Genomic DNA, 14,187 nt, shown 5'->3' on the forward strand with positions numbered 1-14,187 from the left:
GCCCTCCTTGGGGAGGACAGGTCCGAGTTTCTGATTTTTAGCGAAGGCTCGGCAAACTGGCTGGAATACGGGGACTATAAGTATGATCAATGCAATTGATGCCCCCCTCCAACCGATTTCCCAATTGGTAAGCCAGTTTAAATGTTTGGTTTCCTCGATTGTGCTGGGTTCGGGTCTAGTTTGGACCTTACCAGCTTTCGCGGCTGACGGTTCGCAACTTCCAACCGGTTTGCGGTCGAAGGTTGATCTGGCGGCACTGGCCTGCGCAGAGTTCAACAACGGTCAGTTTGACTTAGATTGGGGCGCGGTTGAAAGGGTGGATCTCGACGGAGATCTACAACGCGACTGGGTTTTGAATGAGTCTGGTTTTGCGTGTTCGAGCGCCGCATCTCTTTACTGCGGCACTGGCGGATGCATGTCGCACTTCTTGATTGAAGAGGAGGTTCAATCCTTGCTCAACCAGGGCTGGACGGTTGTTGATTTTGGGCGTCAACGCGTTGTTATTGCGGATATTCATGGATCCAATTGCGACGGAATAAACCCAACGCCTTGCGTCACCGCCAGTGTTTGGGATGCGGACGCTAAGACGTGGCGCTCGTCTGCTGGCGATTGGGAGTAAGCTGCAATTGGGCACCGCAGATAGCCAAACTACGATCACGTTGGGGTGTTGTTAGGCAAACTTACCTTCGGCTGTATTCCAACAGAAGCTCTGTTCGGATCCCAGAATTGCTTTAAGGTTGCGTATGTACCGTTAGGTTCCTCACTTTGAGACAAAGCTATCCAAAGCAAGACTGAAAGAGAATTGAATGAAACGCCTGTTTCCATCTCTGCCTGAGAACGCGACGCTTGGAAGTGTCTATCAAGCCTTTCCAGACAAACTTTCGCCGCTTTGCGCGTACGAAAGCCTGGTTATGAGGGGCGAGAGCGACCTCTCGGTTGCTGAGCGTGAACTAATCGCAGCTTATGTCTCTGGCTTGAATGCTTGTGCGTATTGCCATGGGGCGCACATCGTTTTTGCCAAAGCCTACGGCATTGAGGTCGAGACAATCGAGGCACTGATGGAAGACCGCGATACGGCACCCGTCGAAGACCAACTCAAACCGTTACTGGCATACATTGAAAAGCTCACCGTCTCACCATCCCGAATGACGGAAGCCGACGCAAAAGCAGTCTACGCGGCAGGCTGGTCGGAGAGTGCGCTGTTCGATGCTATCCAAGTTTGCGGTGTCTTTAATCTCGTGAATCGCTTCATAGAAGGAACAGGTGTCCAAAGCCCTGGCACCGACCCAAGAGAAGCGGACGAAGCCACTTTAAACCGATGCCGCAGTGACAGCTTCTATACCGATTTCGGACGAGAGAACGGCCTCGACATCCCTTGAATTGATGTTGTTCTAACGTTTCCAATCGGAAATGGTTTTGGCTGCGTCGCAAAACTCTTGCGTCAGATCAATGCCTCTAACCTTAGCGCTTGCTTCTTCTGCAATTGTTTTGGTGACCCCACCCAAGCCACTACCAATATCAAGTACATTCGCGCCTGTCGTTAACTTCAGTTTCTCCAATAACTGTAAAGCCGTCTGTCTGCCTCGGAAATGGAACTCATCGATTGGTTAGAAATCCGCGGCGCGTAGTTTCTTCGGGTCAATGCTCGCGGCCTTCAGGCTATCAGCTATCTGGTCGATCAGCCTGCGGCTGGGACCATAGTAGTCGGAAACTTGCTCTCTCATTCTCAACCCCTTTCACCAATCATGTTGAATGCTACTGAATGCCCATCAGATCAAAACTCGCGGAGGGTCGGCAGGCACTCGAGTGCTCAAGGTAGAGCTTCGAACCAGTCTAGCACCGCGTCCCGCCAGCCCTCCGGAACGCCGTGTCCGCCTTTGGTGACCTTCAACCGAATCGAGCCGGCCTCACAGTCCATCCAATCCTTCTGCATCGAACCATCGTCGCCAAAGCTGTTTTCCGCGCTACCCAAGCAGGCGTTTTCTCGGCGCCAGACGTCCAAGCCCTTCATGACGTTACCCTGGTGAAAATCGACACCCTCCCATGTCAGCTCTCGGCCTTCGAACGGCACCATTCTGTCTTTGAAGCCGTGTACGTGAAACAGGTGAACTGGCGCATCGCACTCAGTGGTCATAGGCTCCCAGAACGCCCCAGCCGCAGCGGCAAAACCTCTTGCCATCTCTGGCGCTTGGCACGCAATGTCCCAGACCATCGAGCCGCCGCGGGAGAAGCCTGCGATCAGTATTCGCGACGGGTCAATTCCGAAGCGCTCCACAGCGTCGGCGCGTACGGCGTCGATAAAGGCTACATCATCGCGCGCCAGGTCATATCCGTCAGCCACACCCCAATCGAGGTCTTTGTCATTAATACTGGGCTGCCCGCTCGGCATAATCACCGCGTAGCTACGCCGGATGAAAGGGTCAACATAGGCGGAATTCTGGATCATCGCCTTGCCAGACCGTCCATAACCGTGCAACCAAATGACGGCAGGTCGTTCATCCGGAGCCTCTGACAGGGCCACGTAGTATTTACCGCCTTCCAGTGTGCACGGTGCATCTGGCGCACCACACTCTCCATCAGAAGCGAGGGCAGCGTTCGGCTTCGCAGCAATAACAGCAATGGCAATACCGAGCGTCAAAATGCGATTGCGCGTTTCGGGTCGCATCAAAAGTGTACCTCTGTGGTTAGGTCACAGAAGATCATAGCACAGCGTTGCGCATCTCCGAAGGCAGCGGCCAAGCGTTTGTGAACCATCTGAAGTCTAGGCAAAGTTGGCCGGTCTATCTCTATCCAAATAAGTAGTTGTGAGCTTGGGAAGGAACTTAGATTTTGTTCGAGAACCCAGGTAACTTTCATTAAAGTGGTACGGGGGGACTTATGGAACGCCGTCTAACTGCCATTATGGCTGCGGATTTTGTGGGATTCTCACGCCTGATCGGGCGTGATGAAGAGGGCACCATTACAGCGCTAAAGGGCTACCGAATACTCATTGATGGCCTCATCTCAAACTACGGTGGTCGCGTGTTCGGCAGCGCGGGTGACAGCGTCATCGCTGAATTCACAAGTGCAACGGACGCGTCCCGCTGTGCATTGGAAATTCAAAGAGAGCTGAAAGTCCGGAACCTCGATCTGCCGGAAAAAGGGCGCATGAACCTTCGTATCGGAATACATCTCGGTGATGTCGTGGCAGATGGCGATAACCTGCTGGGAGACGGTGTCAACATTGCGGCTCGGTTGGAAGCAATCGCACCGCCCGGAGGCCTTTGTGTTTCCAAAGCAGTTGCCGATCAACTTTCGGGAAAGGTGGACGCGGAATTTGCGCATGCTGGCGCCCATGAATTGAAGAATATCGCCAATAAGGTCGAGGTTTGGACCTGGCCTCCGGAACTTGCGGTCAAACCCAAGCGCAGCGCAGCGATCCGATGGACTGCCGCGACGGCTGTTGTCGCCACAGCTACCGCGATTTCAGCTTTTTTTGTATTTGGAAGAGATGATCCGCGCGACCTTCCGTCAGGTGCGCGGATTGTCATTACACCTTTTGAAACAATCGGGGAAAACAAGGAAGACGAGTATTTTGCTGAAGGTTTGACGCGTGATCTTAACGCCTTGTTGGCGAAGTTCTCTAACCTGTTTGTTATAGCTCCCGAAGCTGGAGCCGACTTCAGCAGTAACAAAGATTGCGAAGCGATCAGGGATGCGTTACGGGCCGATTACATACTTGGCGGCACGGCCCAACGGTCTGACTCGAAATTGCGGGTGACAACTACATTCATCAATGCAAGGACTTGCCGTCAACTCACACCGCCGGGCCCCTTTGATATGGACCTCAGCATCGCAAATGTCATGGATATCCAGGTTGAGATTGCAAGAAAGGTCGCCTCGCAAATCGGTTCAAGCGATGCCCCTTTGTTCAACACTTCTGTACAGCAGGCTATCCGCGACAAGGCTCCGGAAAACCTGGAAGCCTATGAATGTTATCTGTTGGGATTCTGGTTTTATCAAAGTTTCAGCATTGAAGCGCATCGCAAGGCTCGGGACTGTCTATTGCGAACCGTGAAGGAAGAACCTGGTTACTCTCTTGCTTGGTCGCGATTGGCCTTTAACTATCTCGAGTCTAAGAAACGATCATTCGACACCGATCCGGATTGGGCAAATAAGGCCCGAGACGCCGCGACACGTGCACTTGAGGAAGACCCGGACAATGCGGATGCGCACTACGCCCTGGCAATCCTCAGCAGAATGACGGGAGAAGACAAGGCGGTCTTCTTTGAACACGCAAAGAACGCCACGGAGCTTAGTCCCAATGATTCCTGGATCCTCGCGGATCTGGGTATCTTTCTTGCTTACTCCGGCGAGTTTGAAAAAGGTAAAGAGTGGATTTCCCGCGCAAAAGACCTCAACCCCAAACTTCATCCTGGCTACAATAACGCTTGGGTGCTGCACGCGATCTTGCAAGGCAATTATGATGAGGCACAAAAAGTCATCTTGAGCTGGGGCACGCCGAAATCCACCATGTCGATGGCAAGCCTGACTGCAAGCTATGCTTTGGACGGCGAGCAACAAAAGGCGCAAGAGATGGCGCGACGCTTGCAAAACGAACACCCGGAGTTTCTTGACGATCCACGCTCACCGTATCGAGCGCGTGGAATGCCAACGGAGCTGATCGAAAAGATAATGGATGGGCTTCGCATTGCCGGTATTGAAGTTTCAGAGAACTAACGCCGCGATTGCTTGCAAACATCGCTTTCAGAATGGCGGGCGTAGAATGTTTGTAGCGGCTCTGGAACCAAGTTGCGTTTGCTACCTAACGCTGTTGCCGACACCGAATAAGGAGATTCGTAATTTCTAAGGACAGTTTTGCGGACGCAGAAATTGGAAGACACCTAGCGGACGCTGCACGTCGTTGCCGCATGGTTTTCTTCACTGGATTGCCGGCATCTGGAAAGTCATTCCTATTGCGCCAGCAAATATCCATTGCGATCTCCTTGGGACGTCGCGTGCATATCATGCGTTGGGATAAGGGGCTCGCGGCGTTTCAGACCGAAGACATACTAACAAAGTATCCAGATGTTTCGGATGGAACTCATCCGTTGATCCGACGGGCCGCCGGATTGTGGGGCCGAAGAACCTTAGCGCGATGGCAGGCGGAGAATTCCGATCCCACAGACATGATTGTGGGCGAAGTCCCTATCATCGGAAACAGGTTTTCAGAGTTCATCCAGGCGCAGCCGGATCAGATTGAGCCTGCCTTAGCTTCCGAGGAAACCAAATTCATCTATCCGGTTCCCACAAAGGGCTTACGTGCCAATCTCAAAGCTATTCGAAGATCTACGTTTGCGAACCCCGGACATCCTGAAGAGGCCAGGGACGCGCCACCATCCACAATGGAACTGGCTTGGCGTTTGACGTGTGCCAAGGCCGCAGAATTGGGCTTGATCTCTGAAGCGGATATTCATTCTCCGTACGAGGAGATGATTTATGTGCGGTTTTTTGAGCACCTGCTGCAACTCCGACACGCCATCAGAATTGGGGTCGATACGATCTATTCAAATGCTGGGTCAGCCCATGATCTGGATGCGGACGCCTTAGAACTCAGTGCTAGCTCAGACGAAGTAAAGTACGCAATCGCAGAGGTAGAGACTACTTTTACAGCCGAAGAAGCCGCCCGAGAAGTTGAAAACTGGTATCGGGTGTAGTCTCGGACAAAGGTCTGTTCGGTTAGCATTTCGGAATTTGCAAAGCTTGGTTGCGAAGGTCCGGTTTAGGCGGCGGTCTCAATTGATCGACGCAACACTTCACTTTGAGAGCAAAGATGGAGTGTTTGGATGCTGCGTGCTGCTCGAATGAAAGTGAGGCGCAGAAAGCGGCCTTTGCAAATTTACGAGAACGGATCAAAGGAAATTGCCTTTCACCAAACGACGAACATGCGGAGGTGAGGTGAGTGACCTTTGCCAGCAGGTGGCTCACTTCAATATCGTCAAACAAGGCGCCAGGTTGCACGAGAAGGTCTCGTGTTGGTACTTACTCAATGGCTACAACACAGGTGCGTTGCTGTCTCTTCCAGCTTGCAGCTGAATTTGGCGTGATCTAATCGCCTTACTCGGCCGATTGTCAACAAGTGTCGTCAGAACCTTCCTGGATACAGACTCATCATGTTCTGCACGTCCAGTTCACTCGAAAACGCGTCAGGATTACTCCAGATCACCTCGTTAATATAGTCGCGTTCCGAGTGAAGATCGTTGGCTGTAGGCCGTGATTTCCGGTTTTCGGGGAAGTCTCTCTTGGTCCAACCGAACAGTCCACCAAATACGGTCCAGATGCTGGGTGACATTGTATGGGAAGCCATCTCGTGGTCCTTTCCGACTTACTTGCGCTGTCGCAACAAGAGTAACTGTTCACCCGTTTTTCTGGTATCCAGCACAAAATTGTGCTGTTCTACAAAAATGAAGAACGGGTTCCGAAATTGGTCGGATATTCGCGTGTTCCTCTCTGTCTTCAGAGAAGGATCGACGCTTGCGGCCTCCAAAAAGCTACAGGTCTCCCAACCAACGGTTGCCCGGCGCATTGATGTTCTCGAAAAAGAAACAGGCTTGACGCTGTTTCAGCGCGGTACGCACGGGTTCAAACCGACCCGAGAAGCCCTTCGCCTCGTTCCCCTCGCCGAAGCAATCGAGGCTTCAGTCCTCGAATTTACCGACTGCGCGAAAGAATTGACGTCGACACAACCCATCCGTATCACCGCTTATTCGGCAAACTTCTCAGCACGCATGATCGAAATCGTAAACGCGTTTTCCGCCGACAATCAGGACGTCGTATTCGAGTTTTTGTCCAGCGTTCGGACGCTGGACCTGATGGCCGGGGAGGCAGACATTGCGTTGCGCCTTGCGAGAACCGATCCTGATCCTGACCTGATCTGCCGGAAGATTAGCACGGCACGCTGGTCTTTGTTCGGCAGCAAAAACTACGCGGACAAATTTGGCCTGCCGGGGTCAACAAATGATCTGGCCGGGCATCAGTTTGTTACCTTTCAGCGGGACGATGTACCGAATGTTTTCCACGAATGGTTGACCAATCACGTGGCACCAGAACAGATCGTCATGTCTTTCACTGAACTGGAGCTAATGCATGCGGCGATCAGGTCAGGGCAAGGCCTTGGGATCAGCAATGTCAAGCTGGTTGAAACAGACATGTCCTTTATCCGATGTTTCGACGAAATCCCCGAACTTGCGGTGCCGCACCTAATGCTCATTTCGCCGGAAGCCTATCGTCGGCCAGAGGTTAAAGCCTTCGTCAAGTTCTTCGCACCTCGCTATGCGGCAATCTATAAGTAGTTATTTGGGCAAAAAAGGATTGAGAACACGCGAACAAACTTGTTTGCATGTACGCCACGACCGCAATTGCGAATAGAAGCCTTATGTGGCGAGCCCAAGGATACTCTTGAAGATGACAAAGTGAGGTCGAATTGATCGCCGCGCCCAAGTCGCTGCAAACCGCCTTAACTCCGATATGCCATCACGTGGTGCATGACCAGGTTAAGAACTTCAACATCGTTCTGGTTAAATGTCTGGTATCGGAATTTGACCGTTCCCCGGTCTGGCTTCGAACGTGATGGTGTAATTGCCTCAACCGTGACGCGCACGCTGATCGTGTCACCGGAATACACCGGAGCCAGCCACCGCACCTCGTCCATACCATGTCCACCCAGATTGGTGCCGGTAAGTACACCAGTGTCGCGGAACAACCTGAAAGTAAGCGCAATTGTCTGAAATCCACTGGCGATGAGACCGCCGAAAATCGACTCTGCGGCAGCCACTTTGTTAACGTGGAAGGGCTGCGGGTCATGAACCAGTGCGAAGTCAATAATCGCTCCCTCGGTCAGCGTAACGCCACCGGTTTCGAAGGTTCTGCCAACCGACAAATCGTCGATGTATTTTCCGCTGACCATGGCAAAAGTATAGTTTGATGCACACTCAACCGTCAACGCGGAGCCACGCTCGGCAGCCACTAATGCCGCATTGTCATTCGACCATGGTAAAGATCGTAATTAAGAACTGAGCCAGTGGTCGTTGACCTATGCCGTGGCGACAAAAAGGTGCGCTTCTTGCGGTACATGCAAAACGCCTTCTTTGTCATATCTAGACAAAGCGTCTGCAACCTCTTCCACGACCTTGTTGGTGACGTCAGCACCTGCATCCCTAAGATCAGTTTCGATTGGCAGCGCCATGATCTGCGCACGAAGATCAATAAATCTTCGCTCTAGTACCAACGGCTCGTGACGAGCTATCTTGAAGCCTGCATCGACCAACAAGTTCGATATGAGGTCCCCATCTCGAAACGAAAAAGGCGCTCTGGCCTTGACTGCGGCATCTGTTCCAACATGCCGTTCGAGAGCTTTTGAAAGCGCTCCATTGAAGGGCGACACAGCGCGCCAACATGTCAAAAATAGCTGACCGTCATTGCGCAAGATCCTATGAACTTCTTGCAACGCGGCGGATTTGTCAGGGAAGAACTGAAGCCCCTGTTGTATGAAGGCATAGTCAAACGTAGCCTTTCCAAAAGGTAACTCGGTTACATCTGCTGCATACCACTCGAGCACATGACGACAATCCGGCTGATAGGACTGCGCGACCTCAATCATGGTTTCGTTCAGATCTACGCCAACAACCCGGCCTTCGCCGGTCAGTTTCCTTGCTATCTCTCGCGTCAAAGCCCCGGTGCCGCATGCAATGTCGATGACACAAGCGCCGCTTCGAAGCTGAACCTTCTGCATGGTTGCTTCAGCCAATGGGCCAAACATCGCAGGCACACTGTGGTTGTTGTACTTCTGCGCAGCTTCTTTGGTCAGCCGGAATTTGTCCGTCATCAAAAATATCCTCCTAGCAACGCGTTAATAATTGGACCACCCAAAATGACCCAAAATCGTAGTCTCACGAGGTTTCAACCGGAAGGCTCTCATCGGCGCTCCACTCAGCCCATGAACCATCATACAGGCAGGACTTTTCGAACCCAATTTGGCGCAGCGCAAGGAGCCCACAAGAAGCAGCTATGCCACGGCCGCAATAGGCGATGACCTCATCGTCAATTTGAATTCCCTTGTCCTGATAGTGCTTGAGGAGCTTGGAATGATCCGCCAACTTAAATGAACCACGTTCCTTTAGTTTCGCAGCCCGTTCGGCAATGGGTGTGTGTGCCAAATCCGGATCGATGTTCGATATCGCCGGTATGTTGACGGCACTGGGGATATGTCCCGAGCGACCTCCCCATGTGTGAAGGCCGTCGCCTCGGAAGAGGTCGTTTGGCAGAAAGTCCACAATTCTGACTCCGGGCTTACCTATCGCGTGCAGAACATCAGCTTTGTGGGCAATCCAATTACCCTGCACTGTTGGTTCAAAGTCACCGTGCTCAACGGTTAGATCGCCAGTTTCAGTGGGTCGACTTTCGAGTTTCCATTGCTGCAAGCCGCCGTCCAAGACCTGCACGTTTTTATGTCCATAGTGCGAAAGTGCCCACCAAAGACGCGCGGAAGCCAGCGGAAGCCCGGAGTCATCGTAGACCACGACATGACTGTCGTTGGAAACACCCAACTCGCGCATCTTTTCCCCAAAACCCTCTGGCCCAAGCATCATATCGGGAATGTTCTCAGTGCCGTCTGCAAGCTCTGTCGACATGCCAACATACACTGCGCCAGGAATGTGCTCGGCTTGGAACTCGCTCCTATCGTCATAGGCCACGCCCTTGCCGTTTTCCTCCCTAAACTTCCAGCGAACATCAATGATGCGCAGTTTCGGGTCAGTCAGGTTATTTGCCAACCAAGCCGTATCAATGAGTGGGCGATTGTGTATTACCATCCCTACGTTCTCCTCTAACCGGACGTGGGTCGAGCCGTATGGAATAATCCTCAAAATTGCTTTCGGAGTCCAATTTTGGAAAATCTGGATTTGGTGAAGCAACTATGGTTTGAACGAAATTTCGATGATTTTATGAGGCTTCTGAAAGAAACTGATGCTGAAATCATGGTGCCTCGTAACGTCGATTTCCTTTGACTCGTTTATGGCTAGGCATGCTCATATAGCTCGCTGACGGACAGGTTTGGTACAGATAGTGGAAGGTTTGGATGCTTGAAGATCGATACGAAAGCCCGCTAACGACCACATCACAAGCTGCGCGAGACGCCTACGTTGAAGGCATCGACCGTTTTCTAGGCGCTTTTGATGATGTTGAAGACGCTTACCGTTCTGCAATGCGGGCAGATGATAGTTTTGCTATGCCTCATGTTGGGCTTGCACGCTACCTTGTTACTGTCGGGCGTGGACAAGATGCAAAGCGTGAAATAGCCGTCGCAAAGGAACTCTCGCATGGCGTCAGCCCGCGCGAAGCCGCCCAGATCGACATTATCAGCGATCTCATTGAGGGGCGTGCACCGCAGGCCTACAGGCGCATTCGAGATCACGTCGCAGACCATCCGCGAGATATTTTGCTGGCTCAGACATGTACCAGCGTATTTGGTCTGATTGGGTTTTCAGGTCAGGCAGGACGCGAGGCGGAGCAGCTTGCGTACACAACCATGTTAAAGCCACACTATGGCGACGACTGGTGGTTTCTCTGCCAGCATGCATTTGCCCAGATGGAGGCCGGACAGATTGGCCTGGCCGCTGAAAACATTGAGCGCGCGCTTGAATTGAAGCCAGACAGCGCACACAGTGCACATGTCAAGGCCCATCTCTACTATGAGAACGGGGAGACGGACGCTGGCTACGCTTATCTGCGCGAGTTCTGGCAAGACTATCCCTTCACGGCGTATCTGCACTGCCATCTCAGTTGGCACGTTGCTCTGTGGGCGCTTGAGAGCGGCGATGTGGCGGGTATGTGGAAGCTGTTCGATGATTATGTTTCCCCCGACCGACCTCCTGCGCCACCACTGAACGTTCTGACTGATAGTGTGGCAATTGTTCACCGCGCCTTTTTGGCTGGTGAGCAAATTCCTCAGGAGCGTTGGCAACAACTCAGCGACTATGCTGTTCAGTTCTTTCCTTCACCTGGCTTGGCTTTTGCGGATGTTCACGCTGCTCTTGCGCATGCGATGGCTGGAAACAGAGAGCGTCTGGAAACAACCATTGACGGCGCAAAGGGCCCCGCAGGCCCCACCGTTGCTTCGGTCGCAGGCGCATTCCGTGCGTTGGCGGATGGAAATGCGGATGAAGCGATTGAGAAATTTGTAGGTGTCATGTCTGAGCACGAGCGCCTAGGCGGCAGCCGGGCGCAACGCGACTTAATTGAGTTTTCATTGGCGCATGCGCTGGCAATTTCGGGACAATCGAATGAAGCTCGACGCATTCTCAACATGCATCGACCCCATACCTCTCATGACCATGCAGTTGCCACGCTAGAAGGATAGGGTGCCTGAATCTTTGACGCCCGCAATGAGCCCAAATTACACGTTTTCAACACCACTTAGAACGGAAGCTGTCGCACGACGCTACCAAGCCCCAAAAGTGTTAGTTGGCGGAAAAGACCAATCTGACTGCTGACATCAGCTTTCTCAAAAGCCCGTCTTAGGTGTGTGCGAGCGGTGTTTGTGGTCTTGTCGGTGGGCTACAGTGGAGGGATTGGACGGCGCGTCACTCACGCGGCCGACAAGTTGATCAGTCGCCAAGAAGAGTGCTTCGATCAAATGGAGTTCATATAAGACGGGTCTATGCCTTGGGTCGGCTTTGATGGCGCCAGTATCGAGAAACAGCCCATTGTGGTAACCTCCTACCTTTAATTAGGGGGTTATTGTGATGGAATACTATGATCTCGGTAGCTACAGTCGAAAGATCACAACCTCGTCGGACGAAGCCCAGCTTTGGTTTGATCGTGGTTTGGCTTGGACTTACGCCTACAACCACGAAGAAGCGATTGTATGCTTTCAGAATGCTGTAGCTGCAGATCCAAATTGCGCAATGGCGCACTGGGGCATCGCGTATTGTATTGGGCCGAACTACAACAAGCCCTGGGAAACATTCGAAGAAGACGAAAAGCCTGACTGTATCGCCTTGGCGAAAGCGTCAATCGAGGCTGCTGCGTCGTTAAAGGAGCGGCTGACGCCTGTTGAACGCGCGCTAATCGATGCCATTCCAGCGCGTTATCCATCTTCATCGGATATTGAGGATTTCAGCCCGTGGAATGATGCCTTCGCTGATGCGATGCGAAAGGTTCACACCGAATTCGATCAGGACCTGGACGTGTCTGCGATTCTGGCCGAGTCGCTCATGAACCGGACACCTTGGCAGCTTTGGGATTTGCCGACCGGAAAGCCCGCCGAAGGGGCCGATACGCTCGAGGCAATATCCGTGCTCGAAAATGCGTTCGATACACTTTCCGGAGCATGGGAGCACGCAGGACTATTGCACATGTACATTCACCTGATGGAAATGTCGCCCCACCCCGAACGGGCACTGCGTCACGGCGATGTGCTCAGCACGCTGGTGCCCGAGGCCGGGCATTTGTTGCACATGCCGACCCATATCGACGTGTTGTGCGGAGACTACATGAACGTGGTACTGCGCAATCACAAAGCCATATTGGCAGATCGCAAGTTTCTGAAGCGCGAAGGCCCTGACAATTTCTATTCCGTCTATCGGTGCCACAACTATCACTTTAAAATATACGGTGCGATGTTCTTGGGGCAACCATCGGCAGCAATCGAAGCCGCCGATGAGCTGATCGACACCTTGCCGTCAGACACTCTTCGGCCGATGGCGGACTGGTTTGAAGGCTTCATACCAATGAAGCAACATGTGCTGATCAGGTTTGGTCGCTGGCAGGATATTCTCGATCAGGATCTGCCAGAGGATGAAGAGCTTTACAGCGTGACCATTGCCATGATGCGTTACGCAAGGACGGTCGCCTTGGCCAACCTACACAGGGTCGCCGAAGCCGAGAGTGAAAAAGCCAAGTTCTATTATGCTCTGGCCAGAGTTCCTAAGACCCGAATGCTGTTCAACAACACATGCCGGGACATTCTGAAGGTCGCTGAGCAAATGATGCTGGGTGAGTTGGCCTATCACGCAGGAGAGCACGAAACGGCCTTTGACCACCTGCGAAAGTCAGTCGAGATCGACGACAACTTGCCATACGACGAGCCTTGGGGCTGGATGCAACCCACCCGTCATGCGCTGGGTGCTCTTCTTCTTGAGCAAGGCCAGATGGAGGAAGCCGAAGCTGTTTACCGTGCAGACCTTGGCCTGGATGCAACGCTTAGCCGGGCCTGTCAGCATCCCGGCAACGTCTGGAGCCTGCATGGCTTGCACGAATGTCTCACCCGGCGCGGTGAAACGGTCGAAGCCGCCCATATTAAGCTACAACTGGACAAGGCCACTGCCCGCGCCGAGGTGCCGATCAAGGCATCGTGTTATTGCAGGCAGAAGGCTTTGGCCGCCGAGTAATCACTGATCAACAGCAATGGCTGGGGCATTTGCGAGGCCCGCTTCTGCCTTTGACCGGGACTTGTTTAACTTCGTTGATGGCAACCGCCTGGGCGACCACAAGACTGCCAAGCATCGCTTGGATGCCGTTTTGCGGTAAATCAGCCGCATGGTAGCATAGCGCAGGATTTGCAGTCCGGGGGCAATATGGTCTTAACATTCGCACAAATGGAAGCTCGGGAAATATCCAAAGCAGATCCGATTTCAGCAACTGACGCACTGGCAGTACTGATCGAAGACCCCAACGTACTTGTAGTGGACGTGAGGGATAACGCTGAAATGGCGGCTACAGGTATCAGCCCTAGAGCAATTCTGGCTCCTAGTCGCGCCGTCGCTTGGATGGCAGACCTTGAAAGTGAATACAGATCTCAAGAGTTACAGGATCGTGGAAGGCGAATTTTCACCACCTGTGGCGGCGCTCCTAGCTACCGAGGCGCGGCAGCGGCAAACGTATTGACTGCGATGGGTTTTCAAAACGTGCAGTTTATCGATGGAGGGATGGCGGCTCTGATCGCAGCTGGCTCCTCCACAGAGCAGCCTTAAGAAACGGCGAAACCAACGGTCTTGAGCAAACAGAGCAGGTGGAAATAGATACGTCTCAGCTTCCAGAGTTGTGTCTCGATACGACTTGCGACTGAGATTTTAGCCAGTTGACGAACACCTTAGCCTCGGGACGCTGAAATTCTGCTTGAGTCTGGATGTAATAGACGCCGAAGAGTGG

The 14,187-nt window shown here is 52.8% G+C and carries 14 protein-coding genes; 8 read left to right on the top strand and 6 right to left on the bottom strand.

The genetic code is table 11. From position 1 onward, the window contains the following. Positions 1-82: 82 nt before the first annotated feature. Complete coding sequence (locus AC2FJF_RS24075; RefSeq protein ID WP_496727522.1) at positions 83-619, top strand: hypothetical protein; 537 nt, start codon at positions 83-85, stop codon at positions 617-619. 187 nt (positions 620-806) lie between these two features. After that, positions 807-1,379, top strand: a complete 573-nt coding sequence (locus tag AC2FJF_RS24080; protein ID WP_299637032.1) for a carboxymuconolactone decarboxylase family protein — start codon at positions 807-809, stop codon at positions 1,377-1,379. Positions 1,380-1,391: 12 nt separating this feature from the next. On the opposite strand, the gene AC2FJF_RS24085 is transcribed toward AC2FJF_RS24080, so the two are convergent. Then, entirely contained in the window at positions 1,392-1,559 is a 168-nt protein-coding gene (locus AC2FJF_RS24085; RefSeq protein WP_353390963.1) for an SAM-dependent methyltransferase, read from the bottom strand. Positions 1,560-1,810: 251 nt separating this feature from the next. After that, positions 1,811-2,665, bottom strand: a complete 855-nt coding sequence (locus AC2FJF_RS24090) for a CE1 family esterase (protein WP_496727523.1) — start codon at positions 2,663-2,665, stop codon at positions 1,811-1,813. A 212-nt stretch (positions 2,666-2,877) separates the two neighbouring features. Here AC2FJF_RS24090 and AC2FJF_RS24095 point away from each other — a divergent pair, with 212 nt between their 5' ends. Both AC2FJF_RS24095 and AC2FJF_RS24100 read left to right on the top strand, forming a co-directional pair. Continuing rightward, the gene (locus tag AC2FJF_RS24095) at positions 2,878-4,719 is read left to right on the top strand and encodes an adenylate/guanylate cyclase domain-containing protein (RefSeq protein WP_496727524.1); all 1,842 of its coding nucleotides are present in this window, start codon (positions 2,878-2,880) and stop codon (positions 4,717-4,719) included. A gap of 191 nt (positions 4,720-4,910) precedes the next feature. Next, positions 4,911-5,696 carry a hypothetical protein gene (locus AC2FJF_RS24100; protein WP_496727525.1) on the top strand — a complete coding sequence of 262 codons (786 nt, stop codon included), beginning with the start codon at positions 4,911-4,913 and terminating at the stop codon, positions 5,694-5,696. 428 nt (positions 5,697-6,124) lie between these two features. Here the strand turns inward: AC2FJF_RS24100 and AC2FJF_RS24105 are convergent, their stop codons facing one another. Continuing rightward, positions 6,125-6,346, bottom strand: coding sequence for a hypothetical protein (locus AC2FJF_RS24105; RefSeq protein ID WP_496727526.1), 222 nt, complete (start codon positions 6,344-6,346; stop codon positions 6,125-6,127). Positions 6,347-6,443: 97 nt separating this feature from the next. Between AC2FJF_RS24105 and AC2FJF_RS24110 the strand changes: the two genes are divergently transcribed. Further along, positions 6,444-7,331, top strand: coding sequence for a LysR family transcriptional regulator (locus AC2FJF_RS24110; RefSeq protein ID WP_496727527.1), 888 nt, complete (start codon positions 6,444-6,446; stop codon positions 7,329-7,331). Positions 7,332-7,495: 164 nt separating this feature from the next. Here the strand turns inward: AC2FJF_RS24110 and AC2FJF_RS24115 are convergent, their stop codons facing one another. The 3 genes from AC2FJF_RS24115 to AC2FJF_RS24125 all read right to left on the bottom strand — a co-directional run bounded on the left by AC2FJF_RS24115 (position 7,496) and on the right by AC2FJF_RS24125 (position 9,848). Further along, entirely contained in the window at positions 7,496-8,005 is a 510-nt protein-coding gene (locus AC2FJF_RS24115; RefSeq protein WP_496727528.1) for a MaoC family dehydratase, read from the bottom strand. 66 nt (positions 8,006-8,071) lie between these two features. Beyond that, on the bottom strand, positions 8,072-8,863 hold the full coding sequence (locus tag AC2FJF_RS24120) for a class I SAM-dependent methyltransferase (RefSeq protein WP_496727529.1): 792 nt from the start codon (positions 8,861-8,863) through the stop codon (positions 8,072-8,074). Positions 8,864-8,927: 64 nt separating this feature from the next. After that, positions 8,928-9,848 carry a sulfurtransferase gene (locus tag AC2FJF_RS24125; protein ID WP_496727530.1) on the bottom strand — a complete coding sequence of 307 codons (921 nt, stop codon included), beginning with the start codon at positions 9,846-9,848 and terminating at the stop codon, positions 8,928-8,930. Between the two features lie 266 nt (positions 9,849-10,114). On the opposite strand from AC2FJF_RS24125, the gene AC2FJF_RS24130 reads away from it, so the two are divergent. The 3 genes from AC2FJF_RS24130 (at position 10,115) to AC2FJF_RS24140 (ending at position 14,009) form a co-directional block, all read left to right on the top strand. Beyond that, positions 10,115-11,395: a tetratricopeptide repeat protein gene (locus tag AC2FJF_RS24130; RefSeq protein ID WP_496727531.1), complete on the top strand. Its 1,281-nt coding sequence runs from the start codon at positions 10,115-10,117 to the stop codon at positions 11,393-11,395. Between the two features lie 385 nt (positions 11,396-11,780). Further along, positions 11,781-13,427: a hypothetical protein gene (locus AC2FJF_RS24135; RefSeq protein ID WP_496727532.1), complete on the top strand. Its 1,647-nt coding sequence runs from the start codon at positions 11,781-11,783 to the stop codon at positions 13,425-13,427. 186 nt (positions 13,428-13,613) lie between these two features. Beyond that, positions 13,614-14,009: a rhodanese-like domain-containing protein gene (locus AC2FJF_RS24140; protein ID WP_496727533.1), complete on the top strand. Its 396-nt coding sequence runs from the start codon at positions 13,614-13,616 to the stop codon at positions 14,007-14,009. Positions 14,010-14,187: the final 178 nt, after the last annotated feature.

Source organism: Ruegeria sp. CDSB013, from assembly GCF_059611165.1.

Excerpts from the sequence above, each read along its gene's own strand:
- AC2FJF_RS24075 (WP_496727522.1), top strand. The coding sequence starts at position 83 with ATGATCAATGCAATTGATGCCCCCCTCCAACCGATTTCCCAATTGGTA.
- AC2FJF_RS24080 (WP_299637032.1), top strand. The coding sequence starts at position 807 with ATGAAACGCCTGTTTCCATCTCTGCCTGAGAACGCGACGCTTGGAAGT.
- AC2FJF_RS24090 (WP_496727523.1), bottom strand. The coding sequence starts at position 2,665 with ATGCGACCCGAAACGCGCAATCGCATTTTGACGCTCGGTATTGCCATT.
- AC2FJF_RS24095 (WP_496727524.1), top strand. The coding sequence starts at position 2,878 with ATGGAACGCCGTCTAACTGCCATTATGGCTGCGGATTTTGTGGGATTC.
- AC2FJF_RS24100 (WP_496727525.1), top strand. The coding sequence starts at position 4,911 with ATGGTTTTCTTCACTGGATTGCCGGCATCTGGAAAGTCATTCCTATTG.
- AC2FJF_RS24105 (WP_496727526.1), bottom strand. The coding sequence starts at position 6,346 with ATGGCTTCCCATACAATGTCACCCAGCATCTGGACCGTATTTGGTGGA.
- AC2FJF_RS24110 (WP_496727527.1), top strand. The coding sequence starts at position 6,444 with ATGAAGAACGGGTTCCGAAATTGGTCGGATATTCGCGTGTTCCTCTCT.
- AC2FJF_RS24120 (WP_496727529.1), bottom strand. The coding sequence starts at position 8,863 with ATGACGGACAAATTCCGGCTGACCAAAGAAGCTGCGCAGAAGTACAAC.
- AC2FJF_RS24125 (WP_496727530.1), bottom strand. The coding sequence starts at position 9,848 with ATGGTAATACACAATCGCCCACTCATTGATACGGCTTGGTTGGCAAAT.
- AC2FJF_RS24130 (WP_496727531.1), top strand. The coding sequence starts at position 10,115 with ATGCTTGAAGATCGATACGAAAGCCCGCTAACGACCACATCACAAGCT.
- AC2FJF_RS24135 (WP_496727532.1), top strand. The coding sequence starts at position 11,781 with ATGGAATACTATGATCTCGGTAGCTACAGTCGAAAGATCACAACCTCG.
- AC2FJF_RS24140 (WP_496727533.1), top strand. The coding sequence starts at position 13,614 with ATGGTCTTAACATTCGCACAAATGGAAGCTCGGGAAATATCCAAAGCA.